The sequence below is a fragment of the Pseudomonas sp. DWP3-1-3b3 genome (assembly GCF_049896305.1).
Taxonomy (GTDB): domain Bacteria; phylum Pseudomonadota; class Gammaproteobacteria; order Pseudomonadales; family Pseudomonadaceae; genus Aquipseudomonas; species Aquipseudomonas azotoformans_A.
Genome location: NZ_JAFCUA010000004.1, coordinates 349,571 through 373,547, shown reverse-complemented (window position 1 = coordinate 373,547; position 23,977 = coordinate 349,571). Strand labels below are relative to the sequence as shown.

At 55.6% G+C, this 23,977-nt stretch carries 33 protein-coding genes and 1 pseudogene; 19 read left to right on the top strand and 15 right to left on the bottom strand.

Annotated features, from left to right (window positions below; all coding sequences use genetic code 11):
• Positions 1–295: 295 nt before the first annotated feature.
• Positions 296–2,071, top strand: a complete 1,776-nt coding sequence (locus ACP7BX_RS15030) for a sensor domain-containing phosphodiesterase (protein WP_426160495.1) — start codon at positions 296–298, stop codon at positions 2,069–2,071.
• 193 nt (positions 2,072–2,264) lie between these two features.
• Positions 2,265–2,501 carry a hypothetical protein gene (locus ACP7BX_RS15025; protein WP_426160496.1) on the top strand — a complete coding sequence of 79 codons (237 nt, stop codon included), beginning with the start codon at positions 2,265–2,267 and terminating at the stop codon, positions 2,499–2,501.
• Between the two features lie 98 nt (positions 2,502–2,599).
• Here ACP7BX_RS15025 and ACP7BX_RS15020 read toward each other — a convergent pair whose 3' ends face one another.
• The 9 genes and pseudogenes from ACP7BX_RS15020 to ACP7BX_RS14980 form a co-directional block, all read right to left on the bottom strand.
• Positions 2,600–3,145: a hypothetical protein gene (locus ACP7BX_RS15020; protein WP_426160497.1), complete on the bottom strand. Its 546-nt coding sequence runs from the start codon at positions 3,143–3,145 to the stop codon at positions 2,600–2,602.
• Positions 3,142–3,786: a recombination protein NinG gene (locus tag ACP7BX_RS15015; protein WP_426160498.1), complete on the bottom strand. Its 645-nt coding sequence runs from the start codon at positions 3,784–3,786 to the stop codon at positions 3,142–3,144. Before ACP7BX_RS15015 ends, ACP7BX_RS15020 begins: the two co-directional genes overlap by 4 nt.
• Complete coding sequence (locus ACP7BX_RS15010) at positions 3,783–4,298, bottom strand: hypothetical protein (RefSeq protein WP_426160499.1); 516 nt, start codon at positions 4,296–4,298, stop codon at positions 3,783–3,785. The genes ACP7BX_RS15015 and ACP7BX_RS15010 overlap by 4 nt, the downstream gene beginning before the upstream one ends.
• Positions 4,295–5,092, bottom strand: coding sequence for a hypothetical protein (locus ACP7BX_RS15005; RefSeq protein ID WP_426160500.1), 798 nt, complete (start codon positions 5,090–5,092; stop codon positions 4,295–4,297). Before ACP7BX_RS15005 ends, ACP7BX_RS15010 begins: the two co-directional genes overlap by 4 nt.
• A complete protein-coding gene (locus ACP7BX_RS15000; protein WP_426160501.1) occupies positions 5,079–6,008 on the bottom strand; it encodes a helix-turn-helix domain-containing protein in 930 nt (309 codons plus the stop codon). Before ACP7BX_RS15000 ends, ACP7BX_RS15005 begins: the two co-directional genes overlap by 14 nt.
• Positions 6,005–6,292, bottom strand: a complete 288-nt coding sequence (locus ACP7BX_RS14995) for an HNH endonuclease (RefSeq protein ID WP_426160543.1) — start codon at positions 6,290–6,292, stop codon at positions 6,005–6,007. The genes ACP7BX_RS15000 and ACP7BX_RS14995 overlap by 4 nt, the downstream gene beginning before the upstream one ends.
• An 8-nt stretch (positions 6,293–6,300) precedes the next feature.
• A pseudogene (locus tag ACP7BX_RS14990) lies at positions 6,301–6,592 on the bottom strand (phage replication protein); the annotation flags it as partial.
• A gap of 1 nt (position 6,593) precedes the next feature.
• Positions 6,594–7,442 (bottom strand): BRO-N domain-containing protein, encoded by an 849-nt coding sequence (locus ACP7BX_RS14985; RefSeq protein WP_426160502.1) that lies wholly within the window; start codon positions 7,440–7,442, stop codon positions 6,594–6,596.
• 213 nt (positions 7,443–7,655) lie between these two features.
• A complete protein-coding gene (locus ACP7BX_RS14980) occupies positions 7,656–7,835 on the bottom strand; it encodes a Cro/CI family transcriptional regulator (protein ID WP_426160503.1) in 180 nt (59 codons plus the stop codon).
• 109 nt (positions 7,836–7,944) lie between these two features.
• Here ACP7BX_RS14980 and ACP7BX_RS14975 point away from each other — a divergent pair, with 109 nt between their 5' ends.
• From ACP7BX_RS14975 to ACP7BX_RS14965, 3 genes are all read left to right on the top strand, one after another.
• Complete coding sequence (locus ACP7BX_RS14975; RefSeq protein WP_426160504.1) at positions 7,945–8,601, top strand: LexA family protein; 657 nt, start codon at positions 7,945–7,947, stop codon at positions 8,599–8,601.
• A gap of 90 nt (positions 8,602–8,691) precedes the next feature.
• Complete coding sequence (locus ACP7BX_RS14970; protein WP_426160505.1) at positions 8,692–10,458, top strand: ATP-dependent nuclease; 1,767 nt, start codon at positions 8,692–8,694, stop codon at positions 10,456–10,458.
• A complete protein-coding gene (locus ACP7BX_RS14965) occupies positions 10,443–11,552 on the top strand; it encodes a DNA cytosine methyltransferase (RefSeq protein ID WP_426160506.1) in 1,110 nt (369 codons plus the stop codon). Before ACP7BX_RS14970 ends, ACP7BX_RS14965 begins: the two co-directional genes overlap by 16 nt.
• Before the next feature lie 119 nt (positions 11,553–11,671).
• Here the strand turns inward: ACP7BX_RS14965 and ACP7BX_RS14960 are convergent, their stop codons facing one another.
• Positions 11,672–12,160: a DUF2846 domain-containing protein gene (locus ACP7BX_RS14960; RefSeq protein WP_426160507.1), complete on the bottom strand. Its 489-nt coding sequence runs from the start codon at positions 12,158–12,160 to the stop codon at positions 11,672–11,674.
• 241 nt (positions 12,161–12,401) lie between these two features.
• On the opposite strand from ACP7BX_RS14960, the gene ACP7BX_RS14955 reads away from it, so the two are divergent.
• The 3 genes from ACP7BX_RS14955 (at position 12,402) to ACP7BX_RS14945 (ending at position 13,817) form a co-directional block, all read left to right on the top strand.
• The gene (locus ACP7BX_RS14955) at positions 12,402–12,653 is read left to right on the top strand and encodes a DUF1654 domain-containing protein (RefSeq protein ID WP_426160508.1); all 252 of its coding nucleotides are present in this window, start codon (positions 12,402–12,404) and stop codon (positions 12,651–12,653) included.
• 423 nt (positions 12,654–13,076) lie between these two features.
• Complete coding sequence (locus ACP7BX_RS14950; RefSeq protein ID WP_426160509.1) at positions 13,077–13,370, top strand: hypothetical protein; 294 nt, start codon at positions 13,077–13,079, stop codon at positions 13,368–13,370.
• A 63-nt stretch (positions 13,371–13,433) separates the two neighbouring features.
• Positions 13,434–13,817 carry a response regulator transcription factor gene (locus ACP7BX_RS14945; protein WP_426160510.1) on the top strand — a complete coding sequence of 128 codons (384 nt, stop codon included), beginning with the start codon at positions 13,434–13,436 and terminating at the stop codon, positions 13,815–13,817.
• 7 nt (positions 13,818–13,824) lie between these two features.
• Here the strand turns inward: ACP7BX_RS14945 and ACP7BX_RS14940 are convergent, their stop codons facing one another.
• Positions 13,825–14,238, bottom strand: coding sequence for a hypothetical protein (locus ACP7BX_RS14940; protein ID WP_426160511.1), 414 nt, complete (start codon positions 14,236–14,238; stop codon positions 13,825–13,827).
• Positions 14,239–14,445: 207 nt separating this feature from the next.
• On the opposite strand from ACP7BX_RS14940, the gene ACP7BX_RS14935 reads away from it, so the two are divergent.
• Entirely contained in the window at positions 14,446–14,883 is a 438-nt protein-coding gene (locus ACP7BX_RS14935; protein WP_426160512.1) for a hypothetical protein, read from the top strand.
• Between the two features lie 569 nt (positions 14,884–15,452).
• Positions 15,453–15,644, top strand: a complete 192-nt coding sequence (locus tag ACP7BX_RS14930; protein WP_426160513.1) for a hypothetical protein — start codon at positions 15,453–15,455, stop codon at positions 15,642–15,644.
• Here ACP7BX_RS14930 and ykgO read toward each other — a convergent pair whose 3' ends face one another.
• A complete protein-coding gene (gene ykgO / locus ACP7BX_RS14925) occupies positions 15,645–15,800 on the bottom strand; it encodes a type B 50S ribosomal protein L36 (protein WP_426160514.1) in 156 nt (51 codons plus the stop codon). It abuts the gene before it with no gap.
• Positions 15,801–15,936: 136 nt separating this feature from the next.
• On the opposite strand from ykgO, the gene bet reads away from it, so the two are divergent.
• The 5 genes from bet (at position 15,937) to ACP7BX_RS14900 (ending at position 19,395) form a co-directional block, all read left to right on the top strand.
• The gene (gene bet / locus ACP7BX_RS14920; RefSeq protein WP_426160515.1) at positions 15,937–16,743 is read left to right on the top strand and encodes a phage recombination protein Bet; all 807 of its coding nucleotides are present in this window, start codon (positions 15,937–15,939) and stop codon (positions 16,741–16,743) included.
• On the top strand, positions 16,740–18,368 hold the full coding sequence (locus ACP7BX_RS14915) for a YqaJ viral recombinase family protein (protein WP_426160516.1): 1,629 nt from the start codon (positions 16,740–16,742) through the stop codon (positions 18,366–18,368). Before bet ends, ACP7BX_RS14915 begins: the two co-directional genes overlap by 4 nt.
• Complete coding sequence (locus ACP7BX_RS14910; RefSeq protein WP_426160517.1) at positions 18,365–18,607, top strand: hypothetical protein; 243 nt, start codon at positions 18,365–18,367, stop codon at positions 18,605–18,607. Before ACP7BX_RS14915 ends, ACP7BX_RS14910 begins: the two co-directional genes overlap by 4 nt.
• A complete protein-coding gene (locus ACP7BX_RS14905) occupies positions 18,604–19,065 on the top strand; it encodes a hypothetical protein (RefSeq protein WP_426160518.1) in 462 nt (153 codons plus the stop codon). Before ACP7BX_RS14910 ends, ACP7BX_RS14905 begins: the two co-directional genes overlap by 4 nt.
• 81 nt (positions 19,066–19,146) lie before the next feature.
• Positions 19,147–19,395 (top strand): hypothetical protein, encoded by a 249-nt coding sequence (locus tag ACP7BX_RS14900; RefSeq protein WP_426160519.1) that lies wholly within the window; start codon positions 19,147–19,149, stop codon positions 19,393–19,395.
• A 98-nt stretch (positions 19,396–19,493) separates the two neighbouring features.
• Here the strand turns inward: ACP7BX_RS14900 and ACP7BX_RS14895 are convergent, their stop codons facing one another.
• The gene (locus ACP7BX_RS14895) at positions 19,494–19,724 is read right to left on the bottom strand and encodes a hypothetical protein (protein WP_426160520.1); all 231 of its coding nucleotides are present in this window, start codon (positions 19,722–19,724) and stop codon (positions 19,494–19,496) included.
• Positions 19,725–19,778: 54 nt separating this feature from the next.
• Here ACP7BX_RS14895 and yejK point away from each other — a divergent pair, with 54 nt between their 5' ends.
• Complete coding sequence (gene yejK / locus ACP7BX_RS14890) at positions 19,779–20,786, top strand: nucleoid-associated protein YejK (RefSeq protein WP_426160521.1); 1,008 nt, start codon at positions 19,779–19,781, stop codon at positions 20,784–20,786.
• Between the two features lie 4 nt (positions 20,787–20,790).
• On the opposite strand, the gene ACP7BX_RS14885 is transcribed toward yejK, so the two are convergent.
• Together ACP7BX_RS14885 and ACP7BX_RS14880 are read right to left on the bottom strand one after the other, a co-directional pair.
• Positions 20,791–21,084 (bottom strand): hypothetical protein, encoded by a 294-nt coding sequence (locus ACP7BX_RS14885; RefSeq protein WP_426160522.1) that lies wholly within the window; start codon positions 21,082–21,084, stop codon positions 20,791–20,793.
• A gap of 72 nt (positions 21,085–21,156) precedes the next feature.
• A complete protein-coding gene (locus ACP7BX_RS14880) occupies positions 21,157–21,351 on the bottom strand; it encodes a hypothetical protein (protein WP_426161297.1) in 195 nt (64 codons plus the stop codon).
• 93 nt (positions 21,352–21,444) lie between these two features.
• Here ACP7BX_RS14880 and ACP7BX_RS14875 point away from each other — a divergent pair, with 93 nt between their 5' ends.
• The 3 genes from ACP7BX_RS14875 to ACP7BX_RS14865 all read left to right on the top strand — a co-directional run bounded on the left by ACP7BX_RS14875 (position 21,445) and on the right by ACP7BX_RS14865 (position 23,977).
• A complete protein-coding gene (locus ACP7BX_RS14875; RefSeq protein ID WP_426160523.1) occupies positions 21,445–21,834 on the top strand; it encodes a hypothetical protein in 390 nt (129 codons plus the stop codon).
• 24 nt (positions 21,835–21,858) lie between these two features.
• Positions 21,859–23,469: a DNA (cytosine-5-)-methyltransferase gene (gene dcm / locus ACP7BX_RS14870; protein WP_426160524.1), complete on the top strand. Its 1,611-nt coding sequence runs from the start codon at positions 21,859–21,861 to the stop codon at positions 23,467–23,469.
• A 199-nt stretch (positions 23,470–23,668) separates the two neighbouring features.
• On the top strand, positions 23,669–23,977 hold the full coding sequence (locus tag ACP7BX_RS14865) for a DUF4406 domain-containing protein (RefSeq protein WP_426160525.1): 309 nt from the start codon (positions 23,669–23,671) through the stop codon (positions 23,975–23,977).

The following is a 23,977-nucleotide window of genomic DNA, read 5'->3' as shown; positions in this document are numbered from 1 at the left end:
TATCAATTCACTAGGCGCAAAATAGGCAGGATAAGAAAATCTTCTCTCATTTTCTCACGCAGTGCAACCTCTTTATCCCGAGCACGGCCTATTGATCTACTACGGGTCAGTGAAGAGCGAGATCTTGCGGTGAGCATCCTAGCTCAGCCATAGGTGAAATAGACATCTACCACCAGATGGTCAGAATCATATTCGTAGGACGAACAAGCTATGGACGTGATAGGTAAATGAAGTCGTAGACCTATACGGTATCTGATAACGTCTAGCCACAAGGTCGTGCTAAGTGAGGCTAACCATGGATGTAAACGCTCCTATCCCAGATTACGAAACAGAACGGTTATTACGCGTTGCGGACCTTTGTCCGCAGAATGACGAAGATGATGAAGTCTTCGAAAAAATGATTTCAATGACTTCCGAATTCTTTAGCGTACCTATTGCATTGATTTCGATCGTTGATAAGCATCAACAGTGGTTCAGAGCGCGAATAGGTATCGAGCAGCGCGCCACCCCGCGAAACGTATCCTTCTGCGAGCACTCACTGCGCGACCGAGAGCCTATGGAGATCTTGGATGCGCGAAAAGATGAGCGTTTCAAAGACAACCCCATGGTAACCGGCGCCCCATTCATTCGCTATTACGCTAGCGCACCACTTCTCACTATTGACGGCTTCTCCCTGGGCAGTCTATGTATAATAGACAACGCTCCTAGAGGACCTATGAGTAAGCGAGATGCAGGAATGCTCGTTTATTTTGCTCAACTAGTGGTAATGCGAATCATGGGGTTGCGGTCTCGCAACTACATAGATCAACCTACGGGACTATTCAATAGACTCCGACTCGAAGAAGATATTCGCCTAGCGAGCTCCAGTGGCATCTCACACAATTTATATGCGGTAGATATTATATCCCCAAAGTTTTTAAATGACGTCGTGAAAGCGCTTGGCTATAGCTTTTCTCAGTTGCTAATGCTTAACGTAAAGGACCGTCTACAATCGCTGCTACCTCAAAAATGCCTTTTGTACAAAATCAGCCCCACTCGTTTTGGCTTTCTCTTAAAGGCGCACGAACCTGTTGAGCGTATTTGCTTAGAGATACTTTCAAGCTTTGATGCGCCAGTTGATTGCCAGGGAATTCCAATCCTTATGCAGACAGGCATAGGGGTACTGGCAATCACCGATTCAGAAGAGAGAGATTGGCTTCGCTTGGTAGTTGGAGCTGCTGACGACGCTAGAGTAAGAAACTTGGGGTGGACGCTCTACCAAGCTGAATTGGATGCCGCTCAGCAACGAGCGTTTGCGCTTCTGAGCTCCTTATCAGATGCTGTCCGTTCTGCAAACCAACTGAGCTTAGTATTTCACCCCAAAATCAACTTGCCCGATCTTGACTGCAAAAGCGTTGAGGCGTTGATTCGATGGACCCACCCTACACTTGGCGCCATTAGTCCGGCAGAATTTATACCGCTGGCCGAGAAAACGGCATTGATGCAATCCATAACCTTCTGGGTTCTTGACGCTGTAGTAGCCCAAACGAAGGATTGGAGAGCGAAAGGACTTGAATTACGAATTGCCATGAACGTGACTGTCAGCGATCTTGAAAACACGAAATTCGTAGACAGCGTAAAAGAATACGTTGATAGCGGCGACCTTCATCCAGAAGATCTAGAGCTTGAATTCACCGAAAGCATGCTCATGTCAGATCCGAAGACTGTGATTAGACAGCTAGAGCGAGTCCGCAGCATGGGAATCGAGATTTCCGTAGATGACTTTGGTACTGGCTATAGTAATTGGACCTATCTGCGGCAGCTCCCTGTGAACACGGTGAAACTCGATCAGTCATTGATCAGCAATCTCAACACAAACGAAAAAGACAAGCGACTGGTTAAAACATTGATTGAACTTGCTAGAGGACTGGGGTACCGAGTTGTAGCAGAAGGCGTGGAAACTGAGAGCGTCCTTGATCTTATCATTCGCTGGGGCTGCTCAGAAGCACAAGGGTACCTGATCACCAAACCGCTTAAAGCTAATTTACTGGAAACATGGTTGGATCAAGGCGGGTTCGCTGGCACTCCTTGATATGCCAAAGGAGCCAGACTCATGGATGGTTTGACTACGTGCCGTTACGAGCTAGACAATCTCGCACCCACCGAATGGCCAATTTCCTTCACTTGATGAAGCTAACACCTTGGATCTTTAGGTTGAGAGCACTCATTTAGCGGACTAGCGTTTACTAGGCCCGCCAGGGATGAAAGAAAATTGGAGATTGGATATGCGTAAACTACACAAAATATGCGTTGCCGCTTTTTTCACTGCAGGACTGATGTCACACACAGTCTTTGTTAATGCTGAAGGGGACGTATCGAAGGACGTGAGAACCGACGTACGTGACGCAGACAAAGATGCTGATCGGGCGGGACGTGACGTCGGGAAGGAGGGTAAGCATCTTGATAAGGAGAAACATAAAGATGACCGCCACGTTGACAAGGAGGTAAAGAAAGAACTCTAACCCTTAGGGACCTGTCGGCGGGCAGCTCGCTTTCCGCTCCCGCCCACTGGGGAAATGTGCCTCGCATAGCAGTCTGTCGTCGCTGTTACAACGACATGCTAAGCGGCAACGGTTGCAATTAACCCTTCTGCATCAAGCAGTTCCTGGGCCAGAGTCAACGCCTCATTCACCTGGTTATCGAGCACCGTGCGTATATGCGAACGCCACCGGTATCGCGTCGACTCTGGTTTGCCGTCGTTATCCCAGTTGGTGATGTCGTACCAAGCTGCCGGCAGCACCGCGACGGAGCGCTTGCCTTCGACTCCCGCCACTTGCGGAATCGCCCAGGTCAGCACCGCGCATTCACGGAACCGTTTGGGCGCCGGCGACTTCACCGAGCTCAACAGCTCCAGAATGGCACCATGCTTGCGCTCCTCGTGGGTGGAGTACTTGGCCACCAGTGCCCGCCAGTGCGCTGGGGTGAGCGCCTTGTGCAGCCGACCGAACACCCAGCAGTCCTGAAGGAACGCTGCCTCCTTACCGACGATCTCCCCCTTCTGCTTGGCGTACTGCACCTTCGGCTCAAAGTCGCAGCCGCCGGCGGAACTGATGGTCTCGGCCGCTAGGGCTCGAACTACTGCTGAAACAACGTTGCGATAGGTCATGCGGCTTCCCCTTTTTTCAGCTCTCTGGTCATTGCCCGGTATTTGGCCTTGATGGCCTTGATCTCATCCACGGTGTACTTGCGCGCCTCATGAGGCCCTTCAATCCATGCGACCTTCTCGGCACCAATGCGCAACACAAGGCGGATGCGGTACTCCACGGCGTTGCCGGAAAGGTTTCGGTTGCACTTCACGCACTGGCGGTGGATGTTCGACGGCTCGAAGCGCAGCTCTGGACAGGCGCCGACGGATCTATAGTGCCCAGCGTCCCACCGGCTGCCGGTCATAAGGTCGTTGTCGTTGGGCGTCGAGTCGCAGCTGATGCATGGCAGGTGCGCGTCACGCATTCGCACGTACTCGTTCACCGCAGCCTGGGCTTCGCGCAGGTGGTCCGCCCTGCTCTTCAGCTTCTCCTTGCGGACCTTGATGTCCTTGCGCTCAACGTCGGCCAGCGCCTTTCGTGCCCGGACCTGATTGACCGGCGCATGAGCGAGGGCACAAGCAATCTCATCACATACCGCCTGGAAGTCTCGAACCGGGGTGAACTTGACCCGGCATACGGCGCAGCACTTCTGGCGGCGCGCCCGGACCTGGATCCCGCCGGACTTGAGCGGCGTGGTGCGCTTAAGTTCGGTACGCTTCATGCCGCCTCCTTGAATGCTTCGAACTCGGCCATTTCGGTCAGGCGCTCTTCCGTGAGCGTCGGCCAGTCATGCAGCACCAGGTACGCGCAGCACTGGCGCCAGAAGTCTTGGAATGTCTCCTCCCCCATCGAGTCGTAGGAAAGGCTGCGAGGTGTTTTGCGGGTGAGCTGGCCCAGGCCGGGGATATCGAACGCTTCCTCGTCGCAGTACACGCCCGACTCCAGCTGCAGAGCCTTGATCGCGTCGTGGGACTGCTTGCCAGAGAACCGGTCGATGTTCTGGCTCAGCACCCGGCCCAGGCCGTGGACCAAACCGTTGAACCGTGGGTTGCGCGGCTGCTTGAGGTCGGCGCGGATCTTTGTGTTGATCCGGAAATCCCGCTCGCGCAGGATCGACCGGTCGGCGTCGGAGGACGGCACAAACGCGGCGACCTCCTTGCCGGAGGCAGGGTCAACCAAGCGGCGCAGCACCAGATACACGGGCATTGGGCGAGGCTTTGCTGGCTTGGTCATTGCGCTGCCCTCTTCGCTTCCAGTTCCTGGGCCTGCTTGATCAACAGAGCTCGGCGATCAGCCAACTCATTTGCCGCATCAATCCGCATTTCGGTTTTCCGTTCGGCGCTGGCCTTGCGCATTTCCAGCATCGAGGTTTTCACCAGTTCCAGCTTCTGCCGAAGCTCGGGCTCTGGCCGTGTGACGGTGCCAGTGAGCAAGCCGGCGATGGCGCGACCGTCCTCAGTGATCGGCTCGACGCTCAGGTCCGCCAGGTACTTCTGGGCGTATTCGCGCGGGATTCTCTTCAGCTCCATTGCCTTGGTCACAGCCTGGATGCGGCGGTTGGAGTCGAAGCCCACGGACACGTGCCAGTTGACCGGTTTCGCATCCTCGCGGGCCTGGCCCACGAACCTTTGGTAGGCGTCGATGAACGCCATGCGCGCACCGATTTTGTCGCCGCCATCCAAGATGGGTTTCGCTGCTGCCAGGGCCAGTTGGATTTCATCGGTCAGCACCACGGTTTCAAATTCGTCGTTGGTGGTCATGGCGATGGCCCAGGCCTCGTCCTTGCCAGGACGGCCGTCGGAGGACTGGACGCGTTGCAGGATGTCAGCCATTGCCAGCTTGCCCTTCACCTCGAAGCGACAGGCCTTGAGCGCTGCTTTGACGACGGGCACCGGATACGCACAGAGGTCTTCAGCCATCATCGCGGCAGTGCCTGGGTTCATTTCCTGGCCCATGGCTTCGGCGGTTGCGCAGATGGCAGCGGCCAGCCCGGCGACCTGCTGGTCGTTCATTTCAGAGGTATTCATTGCGGTCACCTGCTTGACGTTTGGCCAGAACCATTTGGGCGGCCTGCTCCGCTGCGGAGTGGTTCGCCTCAGTCCGTTCCATCTGGCGTGCTGTCGTGCCGTTGATGCGTTGCCCGGTCACCCACTGGGTGTGGTAGCTCTCGGCGTTGGCCAGCAGCTCGTTGAGGCTGTGGCACTTGCGCAGCACAGCGGCGTCGCTGGTTTTCAGGAAGTGAGCAGCGACGTGGTGGGCGACGTCGGCACCGAGGCGGTCGACCAGTTGGCCGAGCTGGCCGCCGACCTTGGCGTTCCACACCGGCCAGGCGCTGTAGCGCTTGCGGTAGGCCATGGCGTAGTTCGCCCAGACCTTGAAGGTTTTGCAGGTCTGGTCTTTGGGGCCCGGCATGTCAGCGGGAATCTCGACCCGTGGGGCATCGGCGCGATCAACCACCAGCACCAAGCCGCGGGACTGAGCCGGCACAACCTCGGCGGAGGCCGGGGGTGCAGTTGGTTCATTGACCGGTTCCATGACTGGTTCAAGAGAGTTACTGATTCTGGGTGCAGCTGCTGCACTACACCCTAGTGCAGGAGATTCACTAGGGGGTGAACCTGCTGCACTACCCGGGTGAATCTTGTGCACTACCCCTGGTGCAGGAGGTGCACCACCACCATCGAGGGTCAGGAAGTAAACGTTCGATGAGTTCCCCTTCGGGCCACCCTTTCGAATTTCCTTGCGCAGCAGTCCTGCCTCACAAAGCGCGGTGATATGGTTCATGACAGAGCGCTTGCTGATCTCGCACTGATCGGCGATGTGCTGGTAGGACGGCCAGCACTCACCGACGTCGCTGGCGTTGTCGGCCAACTTGATCAGCACCAGCTTGCGTAGAGGATTACCGACGCGAAGTTTCATCGCGGCGACCATAAGGCCCATGCTCATGCTGCACCTCCGGCGAAGGTGCGGAAATCAATCGTCTGAACGCCTTTCCAGCTATTGCAAGACATGCAAAGGGTTTGAAGGTTGCCCAATGACGCTTCCCCGCCCAGGCTTTCAGGAATGACGTGATCTGCCCTCAAGCGCATAAGCACCGAGCAACCGCATCGCAAACATGCATGACCGTCGCGGGCGAATACCTGTGCACGCAAGCCAGAAGGAATCGGTTTCTTTTTCGTCCTGCGCCGGGGCGAGAGAACTGGAGGTTGGTAGGCAGTGACGTGGCCCATACGGTTCGGGTTCCAGTCACAGCCTTTTTCGGTGAGTCGGAGTGCCTCAGAGCGCAACTCAATCAAACCGGCCTCTTCCAGGGCCTTCAGCATGCGGTAGGCGGTGTCCACCTTATCGGTGAGCAGCGGCAGCTCCTCGATGATCTTGGCCTTTCTGAGCGCGAAGAGGATCCCGTCGCCAGTCTTGATTGGCTTGGTCCAGCTCGGGCAGCCGTAGACGAACGCGAACAGCAGGGCCTGCTGAGAGTTCAGCCCCCACTCCAGCGCCTTCACCTGGTTAATCGTGACGGTGTATTGCATGTCAGGCCTTCCCGACCTTAGCGGCCAATTCGATGAAGCGATCCACGTACCAGTGAGGCTGCGTCTCGCGGGGGCATTGAAGGCTGGTGAGATTCTTGCCGTAGGCCATGCCCTTCTCGGTCACGGACCAGAAGTCGACGGTTACCTGCTTGGAGTTTTTGCGCTCGAGAACCTTTAGGAAGCCATGGGCCTCAAGTGCAATGTTGAAGGCGCGGGCCGTGCTGGCGATGGCGTGATCTTTGATCAGGGCTGTGATTGCTTTGGTGGGCATCGAAGACCCACCAGCAGCGTCTGGCGCGGCGTCAACGGCGTAGCCTGGGAGGAACTTTGCATCCAGGCCGTTATTGGCGGCGATCTTTGCCAGCATCAACATCTTGCTGGAGTTGGCCGGCTTCAGCAGGCGGTCGAAGCATTCCAGGATGGCCAGCTCACCGACGATCTTGGAACTGTTCGGACTTTGGGCGGAAAAGGTGCCGGTCTTGCGAATGCTCGGCAGAACCTGGCCCACCACCCACTCCTCAAACTTCTCGGCGGCCGGCAGCTTCGATTTCATCACCAGTCGGTAAAGGTCGCGCTCCGGGATGATGGTCATGAAACCACCACCCTGTTTCGGGGTAGTGGTCGCAGCCTTGCAGTGACGGGCTACAGCGTTCTCTGGCTTGGAGTAGCCCAGGGCGTCAGCGACGTCGCGCGCGACAAACCACGGATCGCCAAGCTTGTCGGTGATGACCCGAATTGCGGCGCCGTCGAAGTCGAATGGAATCACTGAGGAATTGCGCGCCACGTTTTCGGATTGCGAAAAACGTGGCGCGAGATTGGTAGTGCTATTGATATGTGGCGGCGTTTGCATATAATCGGCCTCGCTAAGTTTTATCGAAGAAGCCGACCTCGACCGTCGGCTTTTTTATTGCCTGTAATTCGGCGCCGAAGCGCCAACCACCTCGCCCTACTCCCCGCATTGCCTCTCTCAAAACCCACTGGATAAAACTCCAGCGACCTCAGGTTTCTTACTTCGCAGACCGGCTGGGCCGATACTGACTACATGGGCAGAAGGGTTTGCCTGTCAGGCGGCTTGGTCTTTCTTTGTCGCCTTGAACTTGCCCTTGGAAAGGACCTGGATCTGGTACTGCCGGGATTCGGGAATCGTTTCCCCCCACATGGTCACGGCGCTTGGGCGGATGCCCAAAGCGACTGCCAGCTTCGTCTTGCTGCCGAAGAATTCGGCGACTTCATGCGTATTCATTGCGCATCCTCGTTCGAGCCTGTCGCAATTTAAGCATGCTTAAGTTGTGGCATCAACGGTGATTTGAACCTACTGCATGCTTAAATTCAGTTAACTTAATATTGAGTCCATGGAAAGACACGAACGTATCGCCCGCGCCATACAGGTCAGCGGTAAAAAGAAAGGGGAAATTGCATCGCTTTGCGGCGTTGCAAATTCGGCCGTCACTCAGTGGATCACCGGCGAGAGCAAAAGCCTCAGGCCGGAGAACCTTTACGCCCTGGCGAAAGCGACTGGCTATCGGGCTGAGTGGCTAGCCATTGGCGAGGGCAATGAGCGGGAGGCTACCGAATCAAATATCTCCCCCGCCGCCCAGCCCACCAAATCATTCCGCTACCCGGTGGTCAGCTGGGTTGCCGCCGGCGCCTGGACGGAAGCGGTGGAGCCCTACCCGGCCGGAATTTCGGACACCTACGAGTTTTCGGAGTACGACTCCAAAGGCCCGGCGTTCTGGCTGACAGTCAAAGGTGACTCGATGACAGCGCCCGCCGGCCAGAGCATCACTGAAGGCACGCTGATCTTGGTGGACACAGAAGCTGAGGTAGCACCAGGGAAGCTGGTCGTGGCCAAGCTCCCTGACAGCAATGAAGCCACATTCAAGAAGCTGGTCAGCGACGGCGGACGGCTGTTCCTCAAGCCACTGAATCCGAGCTACCCCATTGAGGCCGTCGACGAGAACTGCCGGATCGTGGGCGTGGTTGTACAGGCGCTGCAGAAGTTTTACTGACCTTGGGATAAATCAGATTTGAGGTCTAAAAAGAATTACAAGCTGGCTCACAAATAAAACGCACATTCACCATATATGGACAGATTCAGTATGACGGACAATGAAGCGATAAGTGAGCTAGTTAAAACACTAAGCAAATTCCAGCCAGGAAAACCATTAAAGAATTATATTACGCACGCTAGATTTCCGAAATTCAAAAGCATTGAGCCAGGAACACAGATAAATTTCGATTTCCCTTTAACAGCTCTAGTTGGTGCGAACGGCATAGGAAAAAGCTCAGTATTGCATGCCCTATGGGGGATGCCTTTCGGGTACACAACTAGTAAATTTTGGTTCGCAACGGATCTCGACCCAATAGAAGGAACCAAAAAAGACCCTCAGCGCTACGTTTATGGGCATTGGAATGAAGCGTACAACAACGTCGTAGAAACAAGAAAAGCCAGACTGGGAAGAAAGGAGGACTACTGGGAGCCTTATCGCCGCAGCGCAGCAGATGGCATGCCGCCTATTCCTGATCGTGACATTCCCGGCAAGTCCAAAGATCGGTGGAACCCAGTCAGAAGGAAAGTTGTCTATATCAACTTCAAAATGACTTTCGGTTCATTTGACCGTTACTTTTATACTGATGAAGGCGTCACCGGCGAAGATAAGCGTGCACCGATGAAGCTCGAAGCGCGCAGACTCAAAAAGATAATTGCAGAAAACCGGCAAAGCTACAAACACGGACCACGACAAGAACTTTTTGAAAATAGACCTTTAACTGCTAAAGAACTACAAGGTGTCTCTCAAATTCTCGGGCGGGAATACAAGTCCGCACAGTTTGTCAGGCATTCATTGTACCCGGGCAACAGAGGGCAAGATGTAAGTGTGGTTTTCCGCAGGGGGATCGAGTACTCGGAGGCATTTGCTGGCAGCGGAGAAATTGCAGCAGTAAGTGCTGTAGTGCAGATACTCGCGGCCGAAGAGTACTCTCTAATACTCCTAGATGAGCCCGAAACCTCACTGCACCCCGGCGCACAAAGAGCCCTACTAAGATTTTTACTTGAACAGATAAAATTAAAAAAGCTTCAAGTTGTGATCTCCACACATTCCAGCGATTTTTTGGACGGCCTGCCTCCAGAGGCAATTAAAGTTTTGGAAGATAACGGCAGCCAGCAAACTAGGGCTATTGAAAAATGTTCGCCTTATGCTGCTCTGTATAGGCTTGGTCGACCAACCGGTAACAAGAAGCGAATATTGGTTGAAGATCCCTTGGCAGAGCAATTAATCCTGCAAGCAGCCAAAGGCCTTGATCCTGGAGACGCAGCAGTACTTGAGGTGAAAATTGCACCAGGCGGAGCCGATTCAATCACCAAGTACCACATCCCGGCAGCGTTGACGTCCGGTGATGATATCTTCGTTTACCTCGATGGAGACAAGCAGAGAGTCCCTCAATTCACTGACCCCGCGAACGTCCCACCGGCTGCAAACGAGGATCTGGGGAAGCTCATAAAGCAAGAGATTGGATGTGAGCCTCACTTCCTTCCGCCGGGCGGTGATGACCCCGAGGGAACGAAAAGAGCTAAAATACAATCAAGCTTGAGCTATTTGGGCTGGGTGAGGGATCGCTTAGCTTACCTTCCCAAATTTTGCCCAGAGCACATTCTCTTGGAGAGCATCGACCCAATAGCGGGTGCGGGAGTAAAAAAATCGCAGGACGCAAAAGACCTCCTGAAAGATATTTTGACCGGCAACGTCATAGAGCTAAGCGGCGCGGAGTTGGCAGTGCTGGAGAAGGTAGCGTTGGCGAAGGTACCGCAAAATAACGCAGATTTTGCTACGATCCGCCAACAGCTCCAAAAATGGCTTCACAAATAAATGTAGCATTAACCTTCTCTCCAACCGTAAAGGATCTATTTCAATTGGCTTCTCCGTATGATCTTACCGCGATTGATCTTTTTAGTGGCTGTGGTGGCCTGAGCCTTGGCTTACAGCAGGCAGGGTTTCGCGTAGTCGCGGCGGTAGAGGTTGCTCAAAAAGCCCAAGACACTTATAAGCTCAACCATGCAAATGTAGATCTTTACGGAGTTGACATACGCAAACTTGAGCCATTAGATATTCTAAAGAAAGCCGGCCTAAAGCATGGTGAGCTTGATTTATTGGCAGGCTGCCCGCCGTGTCAAGGATTTTCCAGGCTCAGAACCAAAAACAAATCTAACTCAGTTTTCGATGAGCGTAACGATTTGATTGGAGACTTTCTGCGATTCGCATCAGCTATAATGCCCAAATGTATAATGCTGGAAAATGTACCCTCCTTATCTAAGGATTCGGGGTTTGAAATTGCCTGTTCCAGGCTCGCAGAGCTCGGATACAGCTACGTTATTCACGTCCTTGACGCTGCGGACTATGATGTCCCCCAACGACGTAAGCGTTTGATAATGCTTGCTTCTCGGGTTCATCATCCTGCAGTGGCTGAAAAGTCCCCCACAAGAAGGACCGTGCGCGAGACAATTTCCGGTTTGAAGTCACCATCTAGAAGTCGTGACCCGATTCACTCCATACCTGAACGAAGAAGCCAGGCCGTAAAAGATTTGATAGCACTCATACCAAAGAACGGTGGGAGTAGAACTGACCTTCCAGTTGAGCGCCAACTCGAATGCCATAAGCGCAGCAACGGGTTTCGCGATGTTTATGGTCGGATGAGTTGGGACTCAGTCTCTCCAACGATTACGAGTGGTTGCCATAATCCTTCAAAAGGAAGGTTCCTCCACCCTTCGTTGAACCGAACTATAACTCTTCGTGAAGCCGCTATGCTTCAAGGCTTCCCAGGAACTTACGTGTTTGACCCCAAGCATGGTAAAGAATCTATAGCTTTAATGATCGGCAACGCGCTGCCACCTCCGTTTATTGCTGCTCATGCGCGGTCTTTAAAAGCTGGAATCATGGCCTCGGAAACTTCAACTGGTACATGACAATTGTAATGATTGGTTATGGTTATATTAACCAAAATGCAAACGTTTAAGCCCGCCTTAGCCATCGCGGGCTTTTCTTTGCCTGCAATTTGGCTATCGGTATCACGACCCGACTGGAGCTAGATCGCCTCAACCCTTCTGCATTGAGAAATCTCGGGCAATGCCTGATCTGCAGACACTCTATTGAGCTGCCACTGCAGGTCAACTGCGACAGCATTGAATTGTTTTGCCTGCACTCTCGTGCTGTTGGATGTAAGGCTAACGTAGGAGGCATCTGAGCGTTTAACACCGACTACAGTGGTCGTGGTGCCCCCCTCAAGATCGGAATTGCCCAAAATTCCAGCCTTCCATTTCTGGGTGATCGTGTGCTCACCTGGCGTAATTGGCACAGCTACGTAACCGCCATTCTCTAGAGACGCTATCTGCTTTCCGTCCAAAGAAATCAAAGCGGTCATTAGGCCCATATCGTAATTACTGGGCCGGTATACGTAGAGCACCCCACGTTGAGAATCAACGTTTTCAAGTGGCGTGAATTTTGGTCCTGTCATCGTGCAGGAGCTGAGGAGCCCCAATAAGACGAATACTGAGATCTTCCGTGCTTGAGTCATAACTGCTCCATCCTCATTAAGCGACCGATGATCAACACTGATGGGCTAGCAATCAAATCTTTTGTTGGCTCACAGCAGAATTTGCTTCGCTTGCCTCCTCTCTGCGCCTCATTCGCAGAATCTTCACAGATGGCAGGCAGGAAACAAGATATGCATTTGTGCATGAAACTTCTTACTGCCCTCTTGCCAACACATGACAGCATCAATACTGTGTATGCATACAGTACGCAAGGAGCGACGCATGAACCAGGCACCCTACTCCGCATCAAAACCACGAAACTCCTACGAGCTTGTTGGCCGCCGCCTGCAAGGCTTGATCGCTTCTCCCCGGGTCCAGAGGATTCAGTTGGTGGAGGTATCCAGGCGCGACGATGAAAGCCCTGAAGCCTGGCACCAGGTCATCCAAGACATCGGCGATACCGCCGGCATAAGGATCGAGCATCTGGATGACGGCGCCGTCAGGATCGGCTGGCGCGAGTACTGCGACACATAAATCAGCCCGCCGTTGAGCGGGCTTTTTATCGCCCACAAATTTCAGCAATCTGAATTTAATTATTCAGCATGCTTGACACATTGATTTCAGCTTGCTTAAATTCAGCTCAAGCCAGCAGCGAATACCGCCGGCTAGCGGCGAAAGCTGCGCCGCTCTTTAACAACCCAAGACCTTCGCAGATCGATCCCCGGCAACGGGCACAGCGCGAACAATAAATTCGATCTCCATGCCAGCTCTGGAACTGGCCGTACTCCCAGATGCGAGTACGCGAAACCACGCAAGCCGGTCGGCGAAGAACACCGTCCACGAAATGTGTGACGCCGGCCAGAGATATGAATCGGGCGATGCGCGTGGTGGAGAGACGGACATTTTCACTTCTGCACCTGGTGACGGGTGCAGCGGGAAAACAACCGGAGAGTAGTGATGACCAAAAAGGTAGGGAGGAAAACGACGGTGACGGCGATAGCAATTCGGATGCATCCAAAGCTAAGACATCTTCTGGATGTGGTGGGTCGTAAGCAGCGCCGGTCAATGACTGCCGTGATCGAGGCCGCCATCGAAGCATTCGCAAGTTCTGCGGAGCGTGATATCGCGGAGTCGACTTGGTCCACCGATGAAAACGAGCGCGCCTTGAACCTCTATTTAACAGCGCCTGACCTTTGCTCATTCGATGAAGAAGTCGATGCCAAAGCAGCCCTGGCTGCGCGCAGCAAATAATCGGAAATTTTCACTTTTGCCACCGCATCGGTGGCAGCGGGAAAACAACCGGGAGTCACGACGATGGAAGCAACAATCATCAACGGCGGATGGAAAGGCCACCTCGGACGTGGCCTTGCGCCGCGAGAGCTTCAGTTTCTGCTTTGGATTGCCCAGGGCTTCACCTCGAAAGAGATCGCCCGGGAAGCGGGCATCGAGTACGGCAGCGTCAAGAAGCGCCTGACCAATGCGATGTTCAAGCTGGGCGTGACGAAGCGTACTGCTTTGGTGGCCGAGGCAATGAAGCGCCAGATCATCACGCCGGTGTGCTTTGTGCTGGCGGCGCTGATCGCCATGCACTCGATGATCAGTGACGACTCGCTGCGTCGTGATCGCCGGGCGCCGGAACGGCGAATGGCTCAGGTGCGTATGGTACGCCGGGCTGAGTGCACTGAATTGACTGTATGAGCAGGTGCTAACGATTTTGCCGAGAGCTGATTAGCTGCTGGCATCTATCAGCCATCTGAGGGAGGAACTCAGCCACATCAGACAGCACGCGGTACATCTCATTCTCGTCCGGAAACGGGTATACCTCGAGGTTAAGAGCGATCTGAACCTTGCGCAGATCTGTGCCTTCGACGAGCCAGCGCTCAACGGTGCGAGTCATCGCTGATCCGTTGTCATCCGTCTGCCAAGCAAGAAAGTCAAATAGCCTAGCGACCTGCAGAAACGATATCGAGTCAGGGATATCGGCAAAAAGCCGATCAGCCAAATTCTCCTCCCCAAACTCAACCACTACTGCACGGACAGCGCTGAACGCTTCAGTGTATTTGGGCTCGCTGCTCTCTGCTGCGATCACGTTTAACGCCCTTTCAACAACCTGATGCATAGCAATTCCTTGCTCCGATAAGGAGTGTCGATGCTACCAGCCTTCAGTACGACTCGCTAAACGGCCAGCGCCGCGGCAGCCGTGAAAGACCGGCACCCTTCCCCACCTCTATTACGTCAGCACTCCTCCCCCGCGCCCATCGGCAACCAGCGGGAGGCATGAGTGTTGACGAATACAGGTGAACAACCCGCCACTTTGGAGGCGACCATGAGCGCAGTAATGAAGTTATGCCAGGAGCGTTACGATGCCCAGGTGCCTCCAGAAGTTAGCGAGGCGAACCCGGAACAGGAATGGCTGCAGCACTCGGCCGAACGTTTGGTGTGCGGCATGGACATCAAGTGGAAGCGCCGCCACGGCAAGCTGCAGGTAGTGACTTTCGACCGGTATTGCACGTACCTGCAGGGCATCCTGAATCAGCGCCAGATCGACGGCCTGGACCAACGCGACTCACTCGCTCGGCTGTTCCTTTCGGCAGTCCTTGGCAGTCAGGCAGATTCACGCAGTCACGCGGCTGACCTGATGGGAGAGCAACGCCCCATCGCCGCTGCCGAGCGGATCGCCATGGACCTCTTGAAGCCCTACGCCACCGACGCGGTTGCAGCAGAGCGTGAAGAAGCCGAAGACGACGTGGATTCAGACCTATGAGTCCGCACGTCGCGATCACCACCGCTCTACTCGCGCTTGAGCATCCGGACACGACAGACCTTGCTGAGTCGCAGGTCGAGGGCTTGATCGTTTGCCACTTCACTAGAAGCGCTATCAACGCCGAAGAGTTTCATCACTACAGCGCTTGGCTGTTGAGAGCCAGCCGGAAGAGGCTGACTCGGTTGGATAGTTAGGCCGTTAGGTTATGTTGAGCGCCCATCGTTACGACTTTGTTGTTTTCTTACTCCTTTCCCAGTTATCCGTTCGTATTGGTGGTGAATAAACCAAACGACCAAGAGCAGGCCAGACAACCCAATAACGAACACCAACAGCTCTAGAGCGGGACCTTCGTGTGAAAACATTTTTCGTTCCTCATCCTGAAGTAGCGTGACCTAAAAACGGCCACTACCGAAATTATTCGTAACAATTCATACATTTTTAGGGTAGCCGCCAAAAAAGGATGAGACAACCCCAGAAGTGGCAAAACCATTGATCTAGACACGTCACTCGTCGATAAATCCTTCGCGTGCTTCACGAGTGACAGTCCAAACTTCTCTGAGGAGGCTGCAGTGACCACCGCACCGGTTAAATCTCTCGTCGACGAGCAGCTCGAAGACATCAGCGCTCACAACCTTCGCGAAGCCTACAGCCTGGCCGAACGCCGCGGCTTCTTCGGCGCACCGGTTGAGCAATACGCAGAACCTGGCTACGGCGGTCGCGTTCTCCAGGTCCTGCGCTATCGAGTAGAACGGCAGAACTGATCAACCTTTGCCTTTGTTTTTATTCTTCGCACTGCCCTGCCGCGCTTTGAATTTCGGATTGGACTTGCAGATGACGTAGATCCGGCCCCGGCGCTTCACGATCTGGCACTCGCGATGACGGTTTTTCGCTTCTTTGAGTGAGGACAGCACTTTCATAGGTGAAGCTCCTTGCATTGAGTTGATACGTTATTACGTATCTTTAATACGAATAAGAACGTTTATCAACTATTATTTCCCCCACCCCCTTTTATCGCTGCGAGCATCGCGGCAAGGAATCCCCATGTCCGCAGTAATGAAGCAGGACGACAACACGCCTGCGATGTCGGAGGCCGCGCTTGTTGAAGTACTGAGCAGCAGCCTCTACCCCGGCGCAGAAAAGAACTCGGTTGTGATGGTCCTGGCCTACTGCCAGGCCGCGCACCTGGACCCGATGTTGAAGCCGGTGCACATCGTCCCGATCTGGAACTCCAAGACAAAAAAGATGCAGGACACGGTGATGCCAGGCATCGGCCTGTACCGCATTCAGGCGGCGCGCACCGGCCAATACGCCGGGATCAGCGAACCAGAATATGGCCCTTCAGTGACTGCAAAGTTGAGTGGTGTAGAAGTCACGTATCCCGAATGGTGCCGCGTGACGGTCAAGCGGCAGATGAGCAACGGCCTGGTGGCCGAATACACAGCCAACGAGCGCTGGATCGAAAACTACGCAACAGCCAGCAAGGACACTGCGGCGCCCAACGCCATGTGGAAGCGTCGAGCCTTTGCCCAGCTCGCCAAATGCGCCGAGGCCCAGGCCCTGCGCAAAGCTTTCCCTGAAGTTGGATCAGCGCCAACGGCCGACGAGATGGAAGGCAAAGCGTTCGAGGAGCCGGCGCGCGATGTCAGCCCACGACAGCAAGCCCAGCCTGAACCGGAAGCGCTGCCCGCCTACTCCGACGACCTACTGACCGAGAACATCGCGAAGTGGCAACCGCTGATCGATTCGAACCGAACCAGCCCTGAACACCTCATTGCGACCATCAGCAGCAAGTACACGCTGAGCCCGGCGCAGATTGAAAAAATCACCAACCTCAAAGCCCTCAATGGAGAGTCAGCATGAAAATTCATAACGTAGCTCAAGGCTCCGCCGAGTGGCTTGCCCTTCGCGCCAAGTACCGCACCGCCTCAGAAGCCCCTGCAATGATGGGGGCCTCGAAGTATCAATCCCGCACCGACTTGCTGATGGCCAAGAAGACCGGTATCACACCGGACGTCACGCCCTCGCAGCAGTTCATCTTCGACAAAGGGCACGCGACCGAGGCCCTGGCACGCCCACTGGCCGAAGCACTGATCGGCGAAGAGCTTTATCCGATCGTTGCCACCGAGGGCAGCCTGCTCGCTTCCATGGACGGCGCCACGATGCTTGGCGAGACCCTGTTCGAGCACAAGCTGTGGAATGAGTCGATCGTAGCCCAGGTGAAAGCCGGCGACCTAGCTCCGCATTACTACTGGCAGCTTGAGCAGCAACTGCTGGTGAGCGGCGCTGAGCGGGTTATCTTTGTTTGCTCGGACGGCACGCCGGAGAACTTCGTGCACATGGAGTACCGGCCTGTCGCTGGGCGCGCGGCCCAGTTGATCGAGGGCTGGAAACAGTTCGAGGCAGATCTGGCCAACTTCGAGATGGCCGACGCGCCTTCAATCGTCGTCGGCAAGGCGCCGGACGAGCTACCAGCGCTGCGCATCGAACTGACCGGCATGGTTACCGCCAGCAACTTGAAAGTGTTTGAAGACTCGGCCCTGGCTGTGATCGATTCGGTGAAAACCACGCTCTCCACCGACCAGGACTTCGCCGACGCGAAAAAGGCAGTCAAGTGGTGCGGTGATGTTGAAGAGGCTGTCGCTGTCGCCAAGAAACAGGCCCTTTCGCAAACCCAAAGCATCGACGAACTGTTTTCCTCGCTGGATCGCATCAGCGCCCATGCCCGCGAGACCCGCCTGAAGGTCGACAAGCTAGTGAAGGCTCAGGAGCTGCTGGTGAAGACCAACATCAAGCAGAAAGCCGAGCTGGCACTGGCAGATCACATTGCCGCCATCAACAAGACGTTGGGCCAAGTCACGCTGCCTCATGTCGTTTCGGACTTCGCCGGCGCCATGAAGAACAAGCGCACCATCGCCAGCCTCCAGGACGCAGTTGATACCGAACTGGCCCGGGCGAAGATCGATGCAAGTCAGGCTGCTGACGGCATACGCTTGAACCTGACCAGTCTGGCAGAGCTTGCCGTTGATCATGCCTTCCTGTTCAGCGATGTGCAGCAGCTGGTCACCAAAGCAAACGATGACCTGGTGACGCTGATCAAATTCCGAATCTCCGAACACCAGAAGGCGGAGCAGGCTAAGGCCGACGCGAAGCGCATCGCCGATGAGCAGGAAGCCCAGCGACTGGCAGCCATCAAGCCAGGGCCGGTCGTGGAGAAGGTGGCGGCGCCCGAGCCTGTCCGCGCCACACCAGTTCAGACAGCGGCACCCGTCGCCCAGGCTACAAAGCCAGTAACGAGCCATGTGGTCGAACAGGTAGTGCTGCAGGTCAACGTGACGGACTTCGAGGCACTGATCAAAGCGGTGGCATATGGTCAGGCGCCGATCACGCTGCTTTTGGTCAACTGGGAAGTGCTCGACGCTATGGTCGCCGAGCAGGGATCAACCTTCAGCATGGCCGGGGTGACGCTGGCCAAGGCGGCAGCATGATCAGCAACCTCAGATCAGATATCGAGTTCCGTCGGGAGAAAGCGCTGGAACTTTCCATTCAGGTCCGTCGGCACATAGCCGCCGGCGGCAAGTACAGCATTGGCGACAGCCCGGAGATCAATCCAGACCCGGCCAAACGTTCGGAAATTATCGACCCGACGACCATCCTCAAGCGCCGCAAGCCGTCCATCACCAGGGCCGAACGTAACGCGTTGCGCAAACTCGCGGAGGCATTATGAGCAAGCGCAAGCCGCATAACCTGCAGGCGCGCATCGCACGATCGTGCCGCTCACTGCTGGCCTCCAACCACGTCGCCGTCGTCAACATCGACCCCAGCGGCCGCCAGGGCATGATCAATTACAAGTCGCTGAAGAACATCGCGCCGGGGAAGATCGGCCAGGCCGTCTGCGGCATTCCCCACCGGTGGACGATCTACCTCAGTGCGCTTTGCATCGACGCCCGCGGTGACCGCTACAGCAAGTCAGTGGAGGTGGCGCCCGATGGCGTCTACCTCTCCGACCACCTGGAAGACGTGATCGAGCATTGCTACAAGGAACTGCGCGACTCAGCCAATCAAAGCCAGATGGTAGCTTCGGGTTGGATTGCCATTCCGGAAGCGATGTCGCTCGATGAGGCGCACGCCGCCCGGATCTTCGAAGCGGTCGGCGCCTGGAATCAGCAGAAGGTCGCAGCGTGAAGCGAATCAATAAACAGGTTAGCGCGAGACGCCGACCAACCTGGCTCGCACTGCCGGCCAGCGGAATAGAAGAGGTAGGGCATGGCCAAGAATCCAGCCGAACGCAAGCGCGACCAGCGCGAAAGGGATAAGTTGACAAAGGCGGAAAAGGAAGCCGCCCTACTGTCACGCCAGATCGTCACGAAGCTTTATCACAACGATGACGCGGCGCTGAAACGGGTCATGGCCAGGACGAATATAGGCGAAGAGCAGGACCTGATTTCCCGTTTCATTCGCGGCGCTGACCGTATGACCGACGAGCATCTGGCAGACCACATTCGCATTACGTGACATCTCACCGTGACTTACTAAAACGACACCCATTGGATGCCGTCTTTCATATTTAACAGCCGCTCAACTATACGACAAGCGGCAATCCGTAGGTGTTATCAGAGGTCGGAGTGCAACTTCTTAACTTCATCTTTTGGAATTATTGCGAGAATAGAGCCATCAGCGGCCAATAGAACATATTGATGCCCTTGGTCCGTGACTTTTGCGGCCTTGTCGTAGACCTGAATGTTGCCTTCGTAATCTTCTACAGCTACAGCCATTTTCATTTCTCCTTGAACCGGCTCCGCGCCGGGCCAGAACAGATACCCCATATAAAACCAAAACGCCATTATACCTTTGTTGCATCCGGTAACGGAGGGCGGCGCCTACCTGAGGTAAACGCAATGCCTATTCGCCACAGCGTAATCCACAAGATCGACAAGAAGCCCGACGGCACCCCGGCGGTTCTGTTCCTGGGCGCGTCCGAGCAGGTCGAGAGTCAGGCCCGCGACGACCTGATGAGCCAGCTCAACGAAAGCTACAACGCCACCACCGGCAAAGGCTGGGGGTTCTTTCACCAAGAGTCGGGCGCGCACCCATTCAGCGGCTGGCTCGGCAAGTACCTGGCCGGCGACACCGACTTCCTGACGTTCAGCACCACAGCCGTCGAACACCTGACCAGGCTGATGGAAGAGTCGAACCTCACCACCGGTGGGCACGCCCTCTTCTGCCACTACCAGCAAGGCATGACCGATTACCTGGTCATCGCCCTGATACAGGAAACCGAAGCGGTGACCACGACCGAAGAGCTGGCCCTGATGACCGTGAAGCGCCTGGATCTGGACCACATCCGCCTGGCCGCGCGCATCAACATCAGCGAATGGCAGAACAACCGTCAGTCGAAGCAGTACATCTCGTACCTGAAGGGCGAGCAGGGTCGGAAGCTCAACGAGTACTTCCGCGACTTCATCGGCTGCCAGGAAGGGATCGACGGGCCGGGCGAAACCCGAACGCTGCTGAAGGCGTTCAGCGACTTTGTTGAAAGCGAAGATCTGCCAGAAGAGTCGGCGCGCGAGAAGACGCACACCCTGGTCAGCTACTCCATGGCCCAGGCTAAGTTGGGCGAGCCGATCACCCTCGACGAGCTATCAGGCCTGATCGACGAAGACCGGCCCAAGAACTTCTACGACTTCATCAAGGGGAAGGACTACGGGCTTTCCGAGACCCTGCCGCCAGACAAGAAGACCCTCAACAAATTTCGGCGCTTCACCGGCCGGGCCGAGGGCCTGACGATCAGCTTCGAAGCACACCTGCTGGGCGACAAGATCAAGTTTGACGAGGAAGGCGGCACTCTGACGCTGCGCGGCCTGCCCACTCAGTTGACCGAGCAGCTCAAGCGCGCTGCCGGATGAGCCGCTAAATCAATCCGCGCTTCTTGTCGATTTCGTAAAGCGCCTGAGCATCCCCTGCATCTAGTGCAGCGTAGTACTCGGGATCCTTGATTCGATACAGCTGCTCTAACGTTTCGAGGTGCTCGGCGTCGAGTCGGTCAAAGCGAAGCTGTAGCTCTGCAAGAGCTTCTCTATGCCGATCAAGATCTTCGGTTACATCGTGGAGACTCTGCCGGAATTGCGGGAGTCGGTAGAACGAATCGTAGAAAGCCTGCAGGGCGAACAACGCCGTTAACAACCACCAATTCCACTGCTCCATATCCTTGTCCTGCTCGGGCCCCGTTCGCCCAACAAATACCCCATATCGACGAATCACGCCAGCCGCCCGGCCCTATCGACTTGCGTTGGTATTGCGAATAAAGGCTCCCAAGAAAAAGACAGCCGCAGGCCCTATCAGCCAGGTAACGGTTGTTCCTGGACTGACGATAGGCACGGCGATAGCAATTGCGAACAGGCCTATTCCTGCCCACAGCCTCTTACGCGGCGTGAACCACTCACGGAACGCTTCAAGCTTTTTACCAGGCATTACCACCTCCTTGTTTGATAAGCAGCAAAGCATATCACCCACTTAAACGAATCACGCCAGCCGGCGAGGCAGGCGCACGCTTGGAGATAAACCATGAGCACCTTTGCAGTGTTTGGAATGACCCTTGATGTCGCCATGGCCGAGGCCAGGAAGACTGTCAAAACCACCCGCCCCGACCCAAAGCGACCCGGCCACAAGATTGAGCTCTCGGTTGATGACTGGCTGATCAAGGTCACCCAGAAGGCCGAACAGACCATGGGGGGGGTAAGGGTTAAGCAACTCAGCCCGCTCTTTGACGCGCCGCAGTATGCGGAACACTTCATTGAATTGGCGCGCAAGGGTGGCGAGTGCCGCGACATGCGGATAAAGGCCAAGCGAACGCTGGTCGACGCCCAGGGCGAGCCGATCATCAACCCGAAGACGAAGGCACCAAAGATTGGATTTACGGAGTGGCCGACTAAGCAGCAAGACCAGGCCGCGTAACCAACTCAAACAGTGAGAACAGCCATGACCATAACCTACGGCTCTGTCTGCTCCGGCATCGAAGCTGCAACACAGGCCTGGCACCCGCTGGGCATGCGCGCCGCCTGGTTCGCCGAGATTGAGCCGTTCCCCTCGGCAGTCCTCGCGCACCACTTCCCTGACGTGCCGAACCATGGCGACATGACCAAGCTTGCCGCCCTGGTGCTGGCCGGCAAGATCCCGGCGCCGGACGTGCTGGTCGGCGGCACCCCGTGCCAGGCCTTCTCGGTCGCCGGCATGCGGGAAGGCCTCACCGATCCGCGTGGCGCCCTCACCATCAAATACGTGGAGCTTGCAGATGCAGTTGACTATGTTCGCGCCGGCCAGCGAAAGCCCGCCAGCGTTATCGTCTGGGAAAACGTCCCCGGCGTCCTCAGTGACAAAGGGAACGCCTTCGGATGCTTTCTTGGTGCGCTTGCTGGGGAAGACTGCGAGCTGCAGCCTCCAGGGAAAAAATGGCAGGACGCTGGTTGTGTGTATGGACCCAAAAGAACAATCGCGTGGCGGGTCTTGGACGCCCAATATTTCGGCCTGGCCCAACGACGCCGTCGTGTGTTCGTTGTCGCAAGTGCTCGAGACGGGTTCGATCCCACCGAGGTACTTTTTGAGCGAGAAGGCGTGCGCTGGGATACTGCGCCGCGCCGAGGCCAGGGGCAAGACGTTACCGGAACAGCTCCTTTCGGCCCTGCGCTCCAGTGTGGATGCGGACAAGTCTTTGCCGAATCCTTAGGCCATTACGGCTGTCCGAACTGTGAGGGCGATGATGGACCTGCGGTTGATATTTTCGGTGGCATACCGGCATTCGGCGGCCATAGCCTAGGAGGCTCGATCGAGCGCGCAGCAACGCTCACCGCCAAGGACAGCCGGCTCGATATCGAAAGCGAGACCTTTTTTGTCGCGCCGACACTCGTCGACGGCAGCCGGAAAAACGGCGGCTACAGCTATGACGATGTGCCGTGCGTGGCTGCAACCCTCGACGCGAGCTATGGACGGCTGCAGGGCTGCTCTGGCCAGGATGCGAACCACGGCCACAGCCATCTGGTAGTGCACGGTACGCAAGACCCCTGCGTCAGCATCGAACAGGCGCATACGTTAGGCCGCAACAATGGACAGGAGAATGCGCTGCTAGCGTTCACACAGAACAGCCGGAGCGAAGTTCGTTATATCGGCGGGGATGGCCAGGTGGTTGGAGCTCTTGCTGCAGAAGCTGGAGCCCAGCAGCAAAACTATCTGTACTGCCGCGAGGTCGCGCAAACGGTGACCAGCAACTACGGAAAGCAGTTGGACAACACCAACTCCGCCTTGGAACCGAACATCGTTGCCGGTCTATCTCCAACGCTTCGGTCCGGGAACATGCGCAACAACAGCAACCCAATGACAGAGGCATCCATGTTGGTAGGCGGCTCAGCAGTGCGCCGCCTCACTCCCGTCGAGTGCGAACGCCTACAGGGGATGGCCGACGACTACACCCTGATCCCCTGGCGCGGCAAGCCTGCCAGCGAATGCCCGGACGGCCCTCGCTACAAGGCAATAGGCAACAGCAAGGCCGTTACCGTGGTTCGCTGGATCGGCCGGCGACTTCTGCAACAACTCTGAACTCCCCACTCCACCGCCCTGGCATGGTCATGCAGCGCACGAAAATGCGCCCCTCTTTAGGTGCTGCAATGGCTAGCAAAATTTTCGATTCTGGCTATCGTGAGATCCACTTATCACAAAACTTTAACTTAACTTCGAGAAGATAGAAGCTTTATCTTTTATAAGTACAGCGACTAGGAATGACTTGAGAAGGATTTACGTGAACCGAATCTATCTGAGCGGGCCCATGAGTGGGCTACCTGACCGAAATTTCCCATTATTCAATTCAGTCGCAGCAAAGCTAAGAAGCCTGGGGTTCGAAGTAGTCAACCCTACAGATTTCAACCCAGACGGTGAGCTATGGCGCGATTGCCTGCGGCGCAGCATTTCTGACTTGATGACCTGTGACACGATCGCGCTGCTAGAGGGATGGTCTGGTTCCGACGGCTCTTTTCTCGAACTGAGCATTGCCAACCGCTTAGGAATGAGGGCCGTTAAAGCCCAAGAGTTGCTTACCTCATCGGGCTAA

Bases quoted from the DNA above. Each gene is read 5' to 3' on its own strand.
- ACP7BX_RS14915 (WP_426160516.1), top strand. From the start codon at position 16,740: ATGAAAATTCATAACGTAGCTCAAGGCTCCGCCGAGTGGCTTGCCCTT.
- yejK (WP_426160521.1), top strand. From the start codon at position 19,779: ATGCCTATTCGCCACAGCGTAATCCACAAGATCGACAAGAAGCCCGAC.
- ACP7BX_RS14895 (WP_426160520.1), bottom strand. From the start codon at position 19,724: ATGGCGTTTTGGTTTTATATGGGGTATCTGTTCTGGCCCGGCGCGGAG.
- ACP7BX_RS15010 (WP_426160499.1), bottom strand. From the start codon at position 4,298: ATGACCAAGCCAGCAAAGCCTCGCCCAATGCCCGTGTATCTGGTGCTG.
- ACP7BX_RS15000 (WP_426160501.1), bottom strand. From the start codon at position 6,008: ATGAGCATGGGCCTTATGGTCGCCGCGATGAAACTTCGCGTCGGTAAT.
- ACP7BX_RS14910 (WP_426160517.1), top strand. From the start codon at position 18,365: ATGATCAGCAACCTCAGATCAGATATCGAGTTCCGTCGGGAGAAAGCG.
- ACP7BX_RS14960 (WP_426160507.1), bottom strand. From the start codon at position 12,160: ATGACTCAAGCACGGAAGATCTCAGTATTCGTCTTATTGGGGCTCCTC.
- ACP7BX_RS14900 (WP_426160519.1), top strand. From the start codon at position 19,147: ATGGCCAAGAATCCAGCCGAACGCAAGCGCGACCAGCGCGAAAGGGAT.
- ACP7BX_RS14885 (WP_426160522.1), bottom strand. From the start codon at position 21,084: ATGGAGCAGTGGAATTGGTGGTTGTTAACGGCGTTGTTCGCCCTGCAG.
- ACP7BX_RS15025 (WP_426160496.1), top strand. From the start codon at position 2,265: ATGCGTAAACTACACAAAATATGCGTTGCCGCTTTTTTCACTGCAGGA.
- ACP7BX_RS14975 (WP_426160504.1), top strand. From the start codon at position 7,945: ATGGAAAGACACGAACGTATCGCCCGCGCCATACAGGTCAGCGGTAAA.
- ACP7BX_RS15030 (WP_426160495.1), top strand. From the start codon at position 296: ATGGATGTAAACGCTCCTATCCCAGATTACGAAACAGAACGGTTATTA.
- ACP7BX_RS14955 (WP_426160508.1), top strand. From the start codon at position 12,402: ATGAACCAGGCACCCTACTCCGCATCAAAACCACGAAACTCCTACGAG.
- ACP7BX_RS15015 (WP_426160498.1), bottom strand. From the start codon at position 3,786: ATGAAGCGTACCGAACTTAAGCGCACCACGCCGCTCAAGTCCGGCGGG.
- ACP7BX_RS14945 (WP_426160510.1), top strand. From the start codon at position 13,434: ATGGAAGCAACAATCATCAACGGCGGATGGAAAGGCCACCTCGGACGT.
- ACP7BX_RS14995 (WP_426160543.1), bottom strand. From the start codon at position 6,292: ATGGGCCACGTCACTGCCTACCAACCTCCAGTTCTCTCGCCCCGGCGC.
- bet (WP_426160515.1), top strand. From the start codon at position 15,937: ATGAAGCAGGACGACAACACGCCTGCGATGTCGGAGGCCGCGCTTGTT.
- ykgO (WP_426160514.1), bottom strand. From the start codon at position 15,800: ATGAAAGTGCTGTCCTCACTCAAAGAAGCGAAAAACCGTCATCGCGAG.
- dcm (WP_426160524.1), top strand. From the start codon at position 21,859: ATGACCATAACCTACGGCTCTGTCTGCTCCGGCATCGAAGCTGCAACA.
- ACP7BX_RS14980 (WP_426160503.1), bottom strand. From the start codon at position 7,835: ATGAATACGCATGAAGTCGCCGAATTCTTCGGCAGCAAGACGAAGCTG.
- ACP7BX_RS14965 (WP_426160506.1), top strand. From the start codon at position 10,443: ATGGCTTCACAAATAAATGTAGCATTAACCTTCTCTCCAACCGTAAAG.
- ACP7BX_RS15020 (WP_426160497.1), bottom strand. From the start codon at position 3,145: ATGACCTATCGCAACGTTGTTTCAGCAGTAGTTCGAGCCCTAGCGGCC.
- ACP7BX_RS15005 (WP_426160500.1), bottom strand. From the start codon at position 5,092: ATGAATACCTCTGAAATGAACGACCAGCAGGTCGCCGGGCTGGCCGCT.
- ACP7BX_RS14985 (WP_426160502.1), bottom strand. From the start codon at position 7,442: ATGCAAACGCCGCCACATATCAATAGCACTACCAATCTCGCGCCACGT.
- ACP7BX_RS14875 (WP_426160523.1), top strand. From the start codon at position 21,445: ATGAGCACCTTTGCAGTGTTTGGAATGACCCTTGATGTCGCCATGGCC.
- ACP7BX_RS14970 (WP_426160505.1), top strand. From the start codon at position 8,692: ATGACGGACAATGAAGCGATAAGTGAGCTAGTTAAAACACTAAGCAAA.
- ACP7BX_RS14940 (WP_426160511.1), bottom strand. From the start codon at position 14,238: ATGCATCAGGTTGTTGAAAGGGCGTTAAACGTGATCGCAGCAGAGAGC.
- ACP7BX_RS14935 (WP_426160512.1), top strand. From the start codon at position 14,446: ATGAGCGCAGTAATGAAGTTATGCCAGGAGCGTTACGATGCCCAGGTG.
- ACP7BX_RS14905 (WP_426160518.1), top strand. From the start codon at position 18,604: ATGAGCAAGCGCAAGCCGCATAACCTGCAGGCGCGCATCGCACGATCG.
- ACP7BX_RS14950 (WP_426160509.1), top strand. From the start codon at position 13,077: ATGACCAAAAAGGTAGGGAGGAAAACGACGGTGACGGCGATAGCAATT.
- ACP7BX_RS14880 (WP_426161297.1), bottom strand. From the start codon at position 21,351: ATGCCTGGTAAAAAGCTTGAAGCGTTCCGTGAGTGGTTCACGCCGCGT.